The sequence below is a fragment of the Exiguobacterium sp. RIT452 genome (assembly GCF_003598705.1).
Taxonomy (GTDB): Bacteria; Bacillota; Bacilli; order Exiguobacteriales; family Exiguobacteriaceae; genus Exiguobacterium_A; species Exiguobacterium_A undae.
Genome location: NZ_QXJB01000005.1, coordinates 88,022 through 100,229, shown reverse-complemented (window position 1 = coordinate 100,229; position 12,208 = coordinate 88,022). Strand labels below are relative to the sequence as shown.

The window sequence follows — 12,208 nt, the reverse complement described above, 5'->3', positions numbered from 1 at the left end:
CCATTCTGCCTCTATTATATTTCAGTGGTATGTCATTTTTGATAAGTTCTCTTTTCGGGCTTTGGCAACATCTTGATTGGTTTCTCGTCGTTGCGTGTTGTGGAAGAGTTTGACACACTAAGACTATGGAAGTAAAGGAGGAACTAGTTATGCATTTAGATCATACCGGCATTGCCGTTCGCGACATGCAAGAAGCCATTACGTTTTATACCACTATCTTAGGCGGGACATTGATTCGTGAATACTCGAATCCAACTCCAGGTGTTGCCTCAAATATCGCTGTCATCGCCTTTGAGGATGCCCACATCGAACTGTTGACACCAACAAGTCCTGAAAGCCCGATTGCCCGATTCTTAAAACAACGTGGAAAAGGGGTACACCATATCGCCTATCGCGTTGATGATTTAGATCAAGCCATCCAAGAAGCCAAGGAACGCGGGATTACGTTCTTAGAAGATACGTATCGAACGACACCACTCGGACGACGACTGATTTATATGGATCCCCGTCATTCCCATGGCGTGATCACAGAGCTGTGCGATTATCCGGAAAACTAAAAAAACGAGCGTCTAGACTTTTTAAGGTCTAGACGCTCGTTTTGTTTGAACATTTTTTTAAGACAATTTTGCTAACATTTCACGGTTAAATGCCGGGATGTCATCCGGTTGACGGCTGGATACAAAGTTATCGTCGACAACGACTTCTTCGTCTTCAAACGTTACGCCCGCATTCTCCAAGTCAACTCGAATCGATTTATAGCCTGTCATTTTACGTCCCTTGACGATTTTTGCGTTAATCATCAATTGTGGACCATGACAGATTGAGAAGATTGGCTTTTTCGATGAATCAAATTCTTCCGTAAATGTGACGAAACGATCGTCTTCACGGAGTAAATCCGGTGAAAAACCACCCGGAATCAATAATGCGTCAAAGTCTGAAGAAGAAGTCTCATCAATGGTTACATCAACTGTGACTTTTGCTTCCTCTTGTTTTCCGACTAATTCTGCACCTTTTTTTGTTCCGATGACTGTCACTTCATGACCCGCTTCTTTTAAAGCATCAACAGGTCCAGTGAATTCGACATCTTCAAAATGATCGGCAAGTACGACTGCTACTTTTTTACTCATTTCGTTCATCCCCCAAATAAAAGTTTACCTTACTTGTCGAATCCCCGATCTCTTGACGAGACCGGATCATCTGGCATCTGATCTTTTCCTTTCAGCACTTCTTTTTGCTGTTCGGGCGAAAGCTCAAGTTCCTTGTCCGTCAAACGTTTTCGTTCATCTTCAAACTTTTCGTTTGGTCGATCCGTTCCTTTTGGAGCCATTTTGCTTTCCTCCCTCTTCAAGACAAAATCAGTTGTCTAAGGACTCTACTACTTTTACCGACAAATCAACATCAATGTTGCCGCGTGTTGCTTTTGAATACGGGCAAAACTGGTGTGTTTTCTCGAGTAAATCTTTTGCTTCTTCTTCTGTTACTCCAACCACTTCAACGACAAGTTTCGCTGCGATTTTGACGCCGCCCGCTTCTTCATCCTCGATGAGGCTGACTTCAGAATTCGTGCGTGTTTCTACTCGCTTTTTATCTTGACGTGCCATTAAGTTAAAAGCCCCATCAAAACAAGCCGCATATCCGGCTGCAAATAATTGTTCCGGATTCGATGTTGGTATATTTTCTTTGCCCTTTGTACCAGGCATTACGAGATCTAAATTAATTACGTTATCGTCAGAGGCGACCTTTCCATCGCGTCCCCCTACTGCAGTTGCGCGTGAAGTAAGAATTGTTTTCGTCATGAATAAGAACCCCTTTATCAGCTAATTTTTAGTAGCATGTTTTGGCCACATAAACAGTAATACCACTGTCAGCATGAGAATAAACAATCAATTATCTTTAAGCGAACAAAAAAGGCTACGCGTGCGCGCAACCTTTTTTTGTTCAGACGATGTCTTCCGTCACCGGTTCTTTCTCCGGTAATTGGAGATAAATCGATTTCACCTGATGATTGTCGACCTCCATCACTTTGACCGTATGGTTTTTGTAACGGAACTCCTGTCCACTTGATACTTCCGTATCTTGCGCCATCACCCATCCACCAATCGTATCGATATCCTCTTCCTCGATTCCGAGATTAAAACGTTCGTTTAAATCATCAATCAAGACACGACCGGAAATCCGATACAACCGCTCATGGATCTGCTCGATATCTGCTTTTTCATCTTTATCGAATTCATCCCGGATTTCGCCGACGATTTCTTCCAGTATATCCTCCATCGTGATGACACCGGCTGTCCCGCCGTACTCATCGATGACAAGAGCCATCGGTGTCCGTTCGACTTGCATTTTCAGCATGGCGTCCTGTAATGGGGAGTATTCCGAAACAATCGGTAAATTGTGCACGTAATAGCTCAACGCCTTGCCTTTGTTTGCCATATGATCCGTAAACAATTGTTTCGCATTGATGAAGCCAAGAATTTTATCCTTGTCGCCTTCTTCCGCGACAGGATATCGCGTGAACTGATATTCTTCGACCAAGGCGATGATATCCTGCATCGATGCGTCATTTGAAATGGTGATCAAATCCGTCCGTGGCAACATGATATCCTTTGCGATTCGTTCGTCAAAAGAAAAGATGTTCTGCATGTAAGACAATTCGGTTTGATTGATTTCACCGCTCTTATAGCTTTGTGTCATGATGATTTTAATCTCTTCTTCCGAATGGGCATCTTCATGTCCGGCCGGTTCGACACCAAACAAACGCAAGAATACACGGGCTGATCCGTTTAATAACCAGATGACCGGTTTCATCACTTTACCGAACCAGTAGAGTGGTGGTGCCAGTAACATCGTGATGGCTTCCGTTTTTTGAATCGCCAATGACTTAGGGGCAAGTTCGCCGAGGACGACGTGTAAAAACGTCACGACGGAAAATGCCAAAGTGAACGAAACGACGGTTGAAACGGATTGCGGAAGTTCAATTTCCTTGAAGAGCATCTCAAGAATAGCCCCTACCGTCGATTCGCCTAACCATCCTAAACCAAGTGCCGTCACGGTGATCCCGAGCTGACAGGCAGACAGATAATAGTCGAGGTTCTCCACTAATTTTTTCGCCGTCTTTGCGGTCTTACTGCCTTCTGTGATCAATTGATCGATTCGGGACATCCTCATCTTGACAACCGAAAATTCTGCTGCGACAAAAAATGCGGTCAACACAATTAATAATGCAATGATCAAAAGCCGAATGATAATCGTTGTTGTATCGAATGTCTCCACTGCGTGTGTACTGTCCAATCGTTTCCCCAAACTAAGGGGATTCACCTCCATTTAATTAAGCCGGCATGCATTATGCCGGTCTTCTCCATCAAAAAGAAGCCTGTTTTAAGGAACAAGCTTCTCTACTTTTTCATATTCATACTATAACGGAACTCTTACAAAATGTGTACTTGCAGGCAAATCTTCTTTTCATTCAGACGACGTACATGATAAACACGACGATCATCAACAACATCGCGATCCCTTTCAGCAAAGCACTCGAGAGAATTCCGAGCACCGTTCCGATCCCGATGGAAACCGAATCTTTCCATGTCTTTTTACTGATGATTTTTTCGGTCAAGATGGCAAATACAAACGGAAAAATCAGCAGACCGATTCCCGGAATGATAAACGGTCCTGTAATCAAACCAACGGTCGTTGCAATCTTTGCCGCCTGTGATCCTCCACGCCGGTCGACGGTATAAGAGCTGACCAGATAATCCAAGGTAAAGAGCAAGACGATAAACACTGTCTGGATGATCCAAAAGCTGACGGTTAGTTCCGTGAAGCTGAATCCAAATCCGTAAATTAAAAATCCGACGATGAGTAATGGTGCACTTGGTATGACAGGATACACAAGACCGGCGAAGGCCGCTAAAAAACATAATGCAATTAAAATCCACAATAAGGTCGTCATGCCAATCTCCTACTTTCTGATTTCTTTCCTTTTTCTATTACGTTTAGTGTCTTCTTCAGGTTTCATAAAAGAGCTTTTTCCTGTGCCTGTTCCAGATGTCGACGATCCCACTCATTTAACGCGGACCAGTTCACTTCCGAACAAACAAACGGAATGAATCGGTCAATGCTCGCCTTATGTTCCAGCAGGGCATCCCGTTTCATGATTTCAAGGGCTTCAAGCATCGTCGCAAGGACTGAAATATCTTCTTCACCGTAATGTCTCAGTTGGTAAAACGTCAGATAAAGGAAGTCTGAAAACGCTAATCGATTGACCGTAACAGTCCCTTCTCCGGTCACCAACAAATCCCCGTCCTGCAAGACAGTGTAGCGTCTCAACAAATCTCCGATTTGCCGCAACGCATGACGTGCCGTGTTTGGATCGTTGATACCGGGTGAAATTGCTCGAAGTGCTACTTCCGTCAGCTTTTGGATGACAAATGGAAAGTCCTGTTGAGCTGAGCGAGTCGGTCCGATGATGATTCCCTGTTCCACTTCTTGTTGAGCGGCACTGCCGATGCGCTGTCCTTGTGTGACGTAACTTCCGATTGCAACATCGATTGTCACCCGTTGACCCGATTTCATTACGACATCATAATCGATGGCTTGTAAATAACCCGTTTGCGCGGCTGTCACATGGAAGGGGTAAGACTCTTCCTGACTCGATACCAGTTGATAGTCCCCTTCTTTGATGGCATCGATGTGTTCGGTAATCAGTGTACATCCTTCTTCATGCAGACGATCGAGTAATGTCGTCACCCGGATCGACTGACTGACGATGTGGACGAAAGCAACAAACGCAATGATGGCAATTAAGACGACGATGACTGCAACAGCAGAGGCGACGACGCTGTCCTTTAGCGAAGGCCGCATGAAAAACAGCATTGTGATCGAATAGGTGACGGTCCCGATAAAAATTCCAAAGATGTGCTGGACTTGCCGGTTCTCAATGAAATTCGGTAACGTCCGGGGTGAAAATTGGGATGAATAGGTTGTCAGGACAACTAAAATCGTCGAGAACGTGAATGTCATCATCGTCAGCAAGCCCGTAAATACAGCGCTGTGGATGGTTTGTGCCAGTCCGAGTGTCGTTTTCCAATCGTTCGGGAACAACTCTTTTGCGTATAAATCGATGGCCAGGACCAACGCTGTTAAAAACGCTCCCCCTACACCATACAGGAGAGGCCACCACCAATTTGTCTCTCGATACAATAATTTCAACTTCTGCATGCCTCAATCACTCCACTCTTAAATATACCGCTATATTTTTTAATTCCTGTTTCTTCATCTAGTAAAACGTGTTCGATATATCTTTTTAAAACTTGCCGAGTCAATTCATTTTGTGAAAGTGTAAGTTTGTGTTTTACTTCTCCACATAACGTGAATAACTTAACTGTTATCAAAAACGAATTGGAGATGAATATCCATGCAACAGCAAACAGAATCAACAATCCATACAGATTTCACGAAGATTTTTATTAACGGTCAGTGGCGCAAAGGCGCAAGTGACAGCAATATGACAAACACAAATCCCTTCACAGGCGAAACATTATTTGAGATTTCAGCAGCAAACAACGACGACTTGGATGATGCTTATCAATCTGCGAAAGTCGCGCAAAAAGAATGGGCGAAAGTTCCGGCATTGAAACGCCAAGGACTCATCGAACAGTTCTTAAAAGTCATGTACGAAGAAAAAGAAACAATCATCGACTGGCTGATCAAAGAATCCGGCAGTACACGGATTAAAGCAGAAGGCGAGTTTCTCGCGTCTGTCTTAATCGTTAAAGAAGCTGCAACATTCCCGTTGCGGATGCACGGAGAAATTCGTCCATCTGTCGTTCCGGGCAAAGAAAACCGGATTTACCGGAAAGCACTTGGTGTCATCGGCATCATCAGTCCTTGGAACTTCCCGTTCCACCTTGCTATCCGTTCGATCGCTACGGCTATCGCAATCGGAAACGCGGTCGTCGTTAAACCGGCAACCGATACACCGGTATCAGGCGGCTTGATCTTTGCAAGTCTCTTCGAAAAAGCGGGTCTGCCAAAAGGTGTCTTAAACGTCATCGTCGGTCGCGGATCAGAAATCGGCGATTCCATCGTCGAGCACCCGGTCCCACGTTTGATTTCCTTCACAGGTTCAACGGAAGTGGGCCGCCATATCGGTGAGCTGGCCGGGAAACACCTGAAAAAAACTGCTCTTGAACTCGGTGGAAACAACGTCTTCGTCGTTCTTGATGATGCAGACTTAGATCGTGCGGTCGAATCCGCTGTTTACAGCAAATTCTATCACCAAGGTCAAATCTGTATGTCGACGAACCGAATTCTCGTTGCTCAATCGATTCACGATGAATTCGTCGAAAAATATGTCGCTCGTGTCAAAGAGCTTCAATTCGGTGATCCATCAAACGGTCGGACGCAAGTTGGTCCACTGATCAACCAATCACAAGTTGATCGCATCATGGAAGAAATCGAAAAAACAAAAGCTGCTGGTGCAACAGTTCGTGTCGGCGGTGAAGCAGACGGTAACGTCATCGCACCTACTGTCGTCACTGGTGTTACAAATGATATGCCGCTCGCTAAAAACGAAATCTTCGGACCGGTCGCTGTCATCATTCCATTCAAAGATGATGCAGAAGCACTTGAATTGGCCAACTCACTTCCTTACGGATTAAGTGGTGCTGTTCACGGTTCTTCTATTGAACGGGCAACAGAATTTGCGCTTCAAGTTGAAACAGGCATGATCCACATCAACGATCAGTCGGTTAACGATGAGCCACATATGCCGTTTGGCGGCGAAAAAGATTCAGGTCTTGGCCGCTTTAACGGAGAATGGGTCCTCGAAGAGTTCTCGACGGTACAATGGTTATCCGTCATGCACGAACGCCGTCAATACAAACCATTTTTCGAATAAGATAATCTTACGACATGAAGTACGGGTTCTCCCGTACTTCTACATATGAAAGGAAGATGTAACATGCCATTACTTCGTTTTGATGTCATCGAAGGACGCTCGGATGAAGAATTAAAGTTATTACTCGATACAGCACATGAAGCGATGCTCGAAGCGTTTGATGTACCGGAACGAGACCGCTATCAAATCGTTCATACTCACAAAGCAAACGAAATGGTCATCCAAGATACCGGTCTTGGGCTCACACGGACGAATCATGTCGTCCTGATCAGCGTGACAAGTAAGACACGAACCAAGGAAAAGAAACAGGCACTCTACCGTTTACTCGCTGAGCGGCTGGAAGCGGTATGCGGACTGGCGCCAAGTGATTTAATGGTTTCCATTGTTGAAAATGACGCTGCAGATTGGAGCTTTGGTCTCGGCAAAGCACAATTTTTAACAGGTGATCTTTAAACCGTTTTTCGTGTTTATAAAAAGGAGTCTGGACTCGAGCGTATGCCGAGTTCAGACTCCTTTTCCAATTACTTTTGCTGCTCTGCCGGATTTTCGCGTTGTAGCGGTGCCTTCCAGTCAAAGGTCTCCGGCACAAAATCAAGACCACCCGGATGAAACGGCTGACACCTCATCAATCGTCGGGTCGTTAAATAGCCGCCTTTAATGGCGCCGTGTTTTTCGATCGCTTCTTTCCCGTAATGAGAACACGTCGGATAAAATCGGCACGTCGCCGGTTTCATCGGTGAAATCACTTTCTGATAAAAGTGAATACCGCCAAGCATGATTTTTTTCATTTTTCCCCACCTTCTTTTCCTAACTGTAACGCATATCAAAAGGATTTTCTGTTTGAGTGAATTATACTACTTCTGACAACTACTAAAAAGGAAGTGTACCTATGAAGGCTCTTACGTTTCGCTCCTTCGGAGATTCCAGTGTTCTGACCTATCAAGAACATCCGACGCCTGAACTTCGACCAAATGAAGTAATGATTGAGATGAAAGCCATCGGTCTGAATTTTGCCGACATCTACCGTCGCAAAGGAAATTATCATTTAGAGGGAACCCCACCCTATCTGTTAGGATATGAAGGGGCAGGTATCATTACTAAACTCGGAGACGCTGTACCGGACTTGCAGATCGGTCAACGGGTCGCTTTCGCCGATGTTCCAAATGCCAATGCCGAGTTCGTCGCGGCACCATTTGATAAAGTCATTCCGTTACCGGATTCGATTTCTTATGAGACAGCTGCTTCGATCTTATTACAAGGATTGACCGCGCACTATTTGACACGGGACAGTTATGACATCCACCCGCGTGATCTGGTGTTGATTCATGCAGCAGCCGGCGGTGTCGGGCAACTGTTGACACAAATCGTCCGGTTACGCGGTGCGGTTCCAATCGGTCTGACATCCTCGACGGCGAAAGCAGATATCGCAAAACAAAATGGCTGTGAGCATGTATTCCTGTATTCAGACGACTGGGTCGAACAGATTCTCACGCTGACGGATCAACGAGGGGTTGACGTTGTTTACGAGTCCGTCGGTTCCACGTTGATGGAAAGCTTCCGGGCAACGAAAATCCACGGGACCGTTGTCTTTTACGGTATGGCGGGTGGCGATCCTGTCGCCGTCGATCCCCGCTTGTTGATGGACAGTTCCAAAACATTGACGGGTGGCGACCTTTGGAATGTCTTGACGACTCGGGAAGAACGGATTCACCGCGCCGGCGAATTATTCAGTTGGATTGCATCAGATCAATTACAACTCGCTTCCCCTACACTTTTTGCGCTTTCCGATGGTCGACGGGCGCACGATTACCTCGAGAGCCGGCAAAGTACAGGCAAAATTTTGTTAATCCCATGATGGTTAAGTAATGGCCGAACCATGATCACTCCCTCACTTTGGTGCAGGGAGTTTTTGATGTTTTTTGTTCTTAATGATTACAAACAGGAAACAGTTCTCTTGCTCAGCAATTCATTTGCTTAAGTAGTTGCATTCCACTCTTAAAAGGCGTAAAGTAAATCTCATCAAAACCAGAAACTCAAATTAGTTTTTAGTTTCAAGAAGGAGATCTGATTTATGTTTCGCTCAGAATGGAAAAAATTAAAAAGCCCGATGATGATTATCGTGATTCTTGCTCTCATCCTTGTGCCGTTCCTTTACAATTCGATCTTTTTATCTGCGTTCTGGGATCCGTACGGTCAAACGGAGAACATTAAAGTAGCCGTTGTCAACGAAGACAAGGCGACGAAATTTGAAGGCGAAAAAATTGATATCGGGGATCAATTCGTCAAAAAGCTGAAAAAAAACAACGATTTTGATTGGCAGTATCTGTCCCGTAAAGAAGCTGCAAAACAATTGCGCTCCGGGGATATTTACATGACAGTCGTCATCCCAAAGAAGTTTTCGCATAACGCAACGACTTTACTGGACGATCATCCAAAAAAAATCGAGTTGGAGTATTATCTCAATCCAGCAAAAAACTATTCCGGTACTCAAATTTCAAGTGCCGCTGCTAAACAGTTAAATGAAAAAATCCGTAAATCCGTAACCAAACAGTACAGTAGCGCGATTTTTGGATCACTAAAAAAAATCGCCAAAGGATTCGAAGATGCTTCGGAAGGTTCTGCTAAACTCGAGGATGGTGCCAAAAAAACGACAGACGGCGCCAAGACGCTTACGACCAACCTCGGAAAACTGACGAGCGGAACCGATACTTTATCGACGAATTTAACGAAAGCGAATGAGGGTTCTGCTCAAATCTCAAGCGGTTTGAACACCCTTACTGACGGAACACAAACACTTGCAGAAAAGTCCGGTGAACTATCAAGCGGTCTGAACCAACTTGATGACAACAGTGCAAAACTGATTAAAGGATCAACAGACCTGCAGGCAGGATCGGCTAAACTGCGTCAAGGCATCGAAACAGCTTCCGGTGGAACGACTGAACTTCGCCAAGGTCTTGAGACGGCTTCTGCCGGAGCATCGAAGCTCGACAACAACCTGCCGAAATTTACTGCTGGTCTTAATCAACTAAACGATAAAGCGCAAGAGGTCAATGCGACGATTACAGACTTAAACAATGCAGCTGCGACGTTAAAAACAGACTTAAGTGCACGTCGCGAAGCGATTGAAGCCAATGTCGCTAAAATCAAAGGTGTCATTTCGGCTTCCGAAACTTTATCTGAAGAAGAAAAAAATGCGTTACTTGCATCCATTGCAACCATGGAACAAGATGTACAAAATCTATCGCAACAGGAAACCGCACTTGATGCAAGTCTTGCTGCAGCTAATGACGCCACAGATAAAATCAATCAACTGGCGGTTGGTGGCCAAGAAATTGCATCCGGTGTCTCGCAACTGGATGGTGGTTTAGCAGAGCTGCTTGCCGGTTCAAAACGTTTGGAACAAGGGCAGGCTCAACTGCTCACTGGAGCTAAAAGCTTAGAACAAGGACAAAACTCGCTCACTCAAGGCTTGACCACCTATACTGACGGTGTTCATAAAGCAGCCGAAGGAAGCACACAGCTGACGGCAGGTGCTCAAAAAATTGCAACCGGTACGAATGATGCGAGCACGGCATCCGGCAAATTGACGTCAGCACTCGGTCAATTATCTGACGGTGCAGTTTCTCTTTCATCCGGTGCAGGACAATTAACAGACGGCGCTTCTCGTCTCGCGGACGGGAACTCAAAACTTGTCGACGGTGCTAACACCTTAAAAACAGAGCTCGGTAAAGGTGCTAAGGATGCTACCGTCAAGCCGTCCAACGAACGGGACAATATGCTCGCTGAACCGGTTGTCTTAAAAGAACATGACTATTCGACCGTCAACAACTATGGTTCTGGTCTGGCAGCCTATATTCTCAGCATTGCGTTATTCGCCGGTGCCTTGATGTTCTCGTCGGTCTATCAAATCCGTCCGGAACACGGAGAAACATTGACATGGCGTTTCCTTGTCGGGAAATTATCGCTCGTCTTACCGATCGGCGCCTTGCAGGGAATTGCCGCTTCCGCCGCCATCGTCTATGTACTGGATGCTGACGTCGCAAGCACTCCTGCCCTGTACGGCTTTGCTGCATTGACCGGTATGACGTTCATCACACTGCTGTTTACTTTAACGATGCTCTTTGGTCGTGTCGGTCAATTCAGTGCTTTCTTACTGCTGTTACTGCAAATCGGCGGCAGTGGCGGAACATTCCCGGTCGAAATGACACCAAGCTTCTTCCAGGCGATTCACCGCTTCCTTCCGATGACCTACTCGGTGACCGGTTTCCGGGAAGCACTCGGAATCGGTGTGACGGACACACTTATTTCAAACGGTCAGGTACTTGGTTTGATTCTATTCTCCGCCCTTGCGATCAGCTTTGCCGGTGCTTTAGGCGGAAAACGAATCCTACTTTCGACGAAAGCGAGAAAACGCCATGACACTGTCTGATAAGGAACATTTGATTTTAGATGCGGCAATGGCTTGTTTTTCTGAACTGGGTTATAAAGGAACGACGATTGAACGGATCGCAAAACGCGCTCACGTCGGTAAGCCGACCGTCTATCAATTATTTGAAAGTAAACTCGATTTATTTGAATCGCTTGTTACACGTGTCCTGCAAGAAATGAAGGCCGAAGCTGAGAATGCCTATACAAAAACAGCTTCTGTCGAAGAGAACAAACAGGCGATGATTGATGCGATCGTCAATCATCAACAGCAACACTTGTTCATTCTGCAAATCACCCAAGAGACACACACTTTAAAATTACAGGAAATGTTTGAGTTGCGCGTACGGATTGAGCAGCATATCGTCGAGTACATCAAGAACTTGCTCGAGACACGTTTAGAACTCGAGCAACGCTCTCCGGAAGTTCCGGTCGAAGTAACGGCTTTCTTACTGTTCAAGACCTATATTGCGTTGATTTCTGAATGGCCGTTGATCGGCCCGCCACTCGATTTGAAAACAATCAGCCAAGCGATGTTAAAGTTGTTATAATAAAATAGCCTCTCAATAAATTGAGAGGCTATTTTTGCGTTATCGATTCCGAATCGTACCTGAATGGAGTGTTTTATTTGTCTCAACTTTTACTGTCCAATCTTCTCTTTACGTTAGCTTTACTGGTCTACGTCATTGTTTCGCTTTTTGATATGTGGAAATCCTACACCCGTACCAGTTCTAAAACAGATTTTCTATTTTTTATTTTGACGTTAATCACCTTATTTATCGGATTTCTTGCATCCCCTTTTCTCGCACTTGCTTTTCAGTGGAAACGAAGCCGGGCGAAGCGGGTCATCGGGATTCTACTGATTGGTATCCCTTTGACTCTTGT

Annotated in this window: 13 protein-coding genes; 6 read left to right on the top strand and 7 right to left on the bottom strand. The window is 45.3% G+C overall.

Going from position 1 to position 12,208, the window contains the following annotated elements; translation table 11 throughout:
- Window positions 1–149: 149 nt before the first annotated feature.
- On the top strand, window positions 150–557 hold the full coding sequence (locus D3D03_RS12050; RefSeq protein WP_119923689.1) for a VOC family protein: 408 nt from the start codon (window positions 150–152) through the stop codon (window positions 555–557).
- A 57-nt stretch (window positions 558–614) separates the two neighbouring features.
- On the opposite strand, the gene D3D03_RS12045 is transcribed toward D3D03_RS12050, so the two are convergent.
- The 6 genes from D3D03_RS12045 to D3D03_RS12025 all read right to left on the bottom strand — a co-directional run bounded on the left by D3D03_RS12045 (window position 615) and on the right by D3D03_RS12025 (window position 5,217).
- Window positions 615–1,127: a type 1 glutamine amidotransferase domain-containing protein gene (locus D3D03_RS12045; protein WP_026833889.1), complete on the bottom strand. Its 513-nt coding sequence runs from the start codon at window positions 1,125–1,127 to the stop codon at window positions 615–617.
- Between the two features lie 29 nt (window positions 1,128–1,156).
- Entirely contained in the window at window positions 1,157–1,327 is a 171-nt protein-coding gene (locus D3D03_RS16820; RefSeq protein WP_167498388.1) for a hypothetical protein, read from the bottom strand.
- Window positions 1,328–1,355: 28 nt separating this feature from the next.
- Window positions 1,356–1,796: an Ohr family peroxiredoxin gene (locus D3D03_RS12040; RefSeq protein ID WP_026833890.1), complete on the bottom strand. Its 441-nt coding sequence runs from the start codon at window positions 1,794–1,796 to the stop codon at window positions 1,356–1,358.
- 142 nt (window positions 1,797–1,938) lie between these two features.
- Entirely contained in the window at window positions 1,939–3,303 is a 1,365-nt protein-coding gene (locus D3D03_RS12035) for a hemolysin family protein (protein ID WP_051524049.1), read from the bottom strand.
- Window positions 3,304–3,466: 163 nt separating this feature from the next.
- Window positions 3,467–3,949 (bottom strand): DUF456 domain-containing protein, encoded by a 483-nt coding sequence (locus tag D3D03_RS12030; RefSeq protein WP_026833892.1) that lies wholly within the window; start codon window positions 3,947–3,949, stop codon window positions 3,467–3,469.
- A gap of 62 nt (window positions 3,950–4,011) precedes the next feature.
- The gene (locus D3D03_RS12025; protein WP_119923688.1) at window positions 4,012–5,217 is read right to left on the bottom strand and encodes a DUF2254 domain-containing protein; all 1,206 of its coding nucleotides are present in this window, start codon (window positions 5,215–5,217) and stop codon (window positions 4,012–4,014) included.
- Window positions 5,218–5,413: 196 nt separating this feature from the next.
- Between D3D03_RS12025 and D3D03_RS12020 the strand changes: the two genes are divergently transcribed.
- Both D3D03_RS12020 and D3D03_RS12015 read left to right on the top strand, forming a co-directional pair.
- Window positions 5,414–6,898, top strand: coding sequence for an aldehyde dehydrogenase family protein (locus D3D03_RS12020; protein WP_081776051.1), 1,485 nt, complete (start codon window positions 5,414–5,416; stop codon window positions 6,896–6,898).
- A gap of 63 nt (window positions 6,899–6,961) precedes the next feature.
- A complete protein-coding gene (locus tag D3D03_RS12015; RefSeq protein WP_119923687.1) occupies window positions 6,962–7,351 on the top strand; it encodes a tautomerase family protein in 390 nt (129 codons plus the stop codon).
- Window positions 7,352–7,419: 68 nt separating this feature from the next.
- Here D3D03_RS12015 and yidD read toward each other — a convergent pair whose 3' ends face one another.
- A complete protein-coding gene (gene yidD, locus D3D03_RS12010) occupies window positions 7,420–7,686 on the bottom strand; it encodes a membrane protein insertion efficiency factor YidD (RefSeq protein WP_026833896.1) in 267 nt (88 codons plus the stop codon).
- Window positions 7,687–7,787: 101 nt separating this feature from the next.
- Between yidD and D3D03_RS12005 the strand changes: the two genes are divergently transcribed.
- The 3 genes from D3D03_RS12005 (at window position 7,788) to D3D03_RS11995 (ending at window position 11,874) form a co-directional block, all read left to right on the top strand.
- Entirely contained in the window at window positions 7,788–8,753 is a 966-nt protein-coding gene (locus tag D3D03_RS12005; protein ID WP_119923686.1) for a quinone oxidoreductase family protein, read from the top strand.
- A 216-nt stretch (window positions 8,754–8,969) separates the two neighbouring features.
- Window positions 8,970–11,327: a YhgE/Pip domain-containing protein gene (locus tag D3D03_RS12000; RefSeq protein WP_119923685.1), complete on the top strand. Its 2,358-nt coding sequence runs from the start codon at window positions 8,970–8,972 to the stop codon at window positions 11,325–11,327.
- Window positions 11,314–11,874: a TetR/AcrR family transcriptional regulator gene (locus D3D03_RS11995; protein WP_026833899.1), complete on the top strand. Its 561-nt coding sequence runs from the start codon at window positions 11,314–11,316 to the stop codon at window positions 11,872–11,874. The genes D3D03_RS12000 and D3D03_RS11995 overlap by 14 nt, the downstream gene beginning before the upstream one ends.
- Window positions 11,875–12,208: the final 334 nt, after the last annotated feature.

What these genes read in the sequence shown, in the direction of transcription:
- D3D03_RS12020 (WP_081776051.1), top strand. Translation starts at nt 5,414, where the DNA reads ATGCAACAGCAAACAGAATCAACAATCCATACAGATTTCACGAAGATT.
- D3D03_RS12030 (WP_026833892.1), bottom strand. Translation starts at nt 3,949, where the DNA reads ATGACGACCTTATTGTGGATTTTAATTGCATTATGTTTTTTAGCGGCC.
- D3D03_RS16820 (WP_167498388.1), bottom strand. Translation starts at nt 1,327, where the DNA reads ATGGCTCCAAAAGGAACGGATCGACCAAACGAAAAGTTTGAAGATGAA.
- D3D03_RS11995 (WP_026833899.1), top strand. Translation starts at nt 11,314, where the DNA reads ATGACACTGTCTGATAAGGAACATTTGATTTTAGATGCGGCAATGGCT.
- yidD (WP_026833896.1), bottom strand. Translation starts at nt 7,686, where the DNA reads ATGAAAAAAATCATGCTTGGCGGTATTCACTTTTATCAGAAAGTGATT.
- D3D03_RS12050 (WP_119923689.1), top strand. Translation starts at nt 150, where the DNA reads ATGCATTTAGATCATACCGGCATTGCCGTTCGCGACATGCAAGAAGCC.
- D3D03_RS12025 (WP_119923688.1), bottom strand. Translation starts at nt 5,217, where the DNA reads ATGCAGAAGTTGAAATTATTGTATCGAGAGACAAATTGGTGGTGGCCT.
- D3D03_RS12000 (WP_119923685.1), top strand. Translation starts at nt 8,970, where the DNA reads ATGTTTCGCTCAGAATGGAAAAAATTAAAAAGCCCGATGATGATTATC.
- D3D03_RS12040 (WP_026833890.1), bottom strand. Translation starts at nt 1,796, where the DNA reads ATGACGAAAACAATTCTTACTTCACGCGCAACTGCAGTAGGGGGACGC.
- D3D03_RS12015 (WP_119923687.1), top strand. Translation starts at nt 6,962, where the DNA reads ATGCCATTACTTCGTTTTGATGTCATCGAAGGACGCTCGGATGAAGAA.
- D3D03_RS12045 (WP_026833889.1), bottom strand. Translation starts at nt 1,127, where the DNA reads ATGAGTAAAAAAGTAGCAGTCGTACTTGCCGATCATTTTGAAGATGTC.
- D3D03_RS12005 (WP_119923686.1), top strand. Translation starts at nt 7,788, where the DNA reads ATGAAGGCTCTTACGTTTCGCTCCTTCGGAGATTCCAGTGTTCTGACC.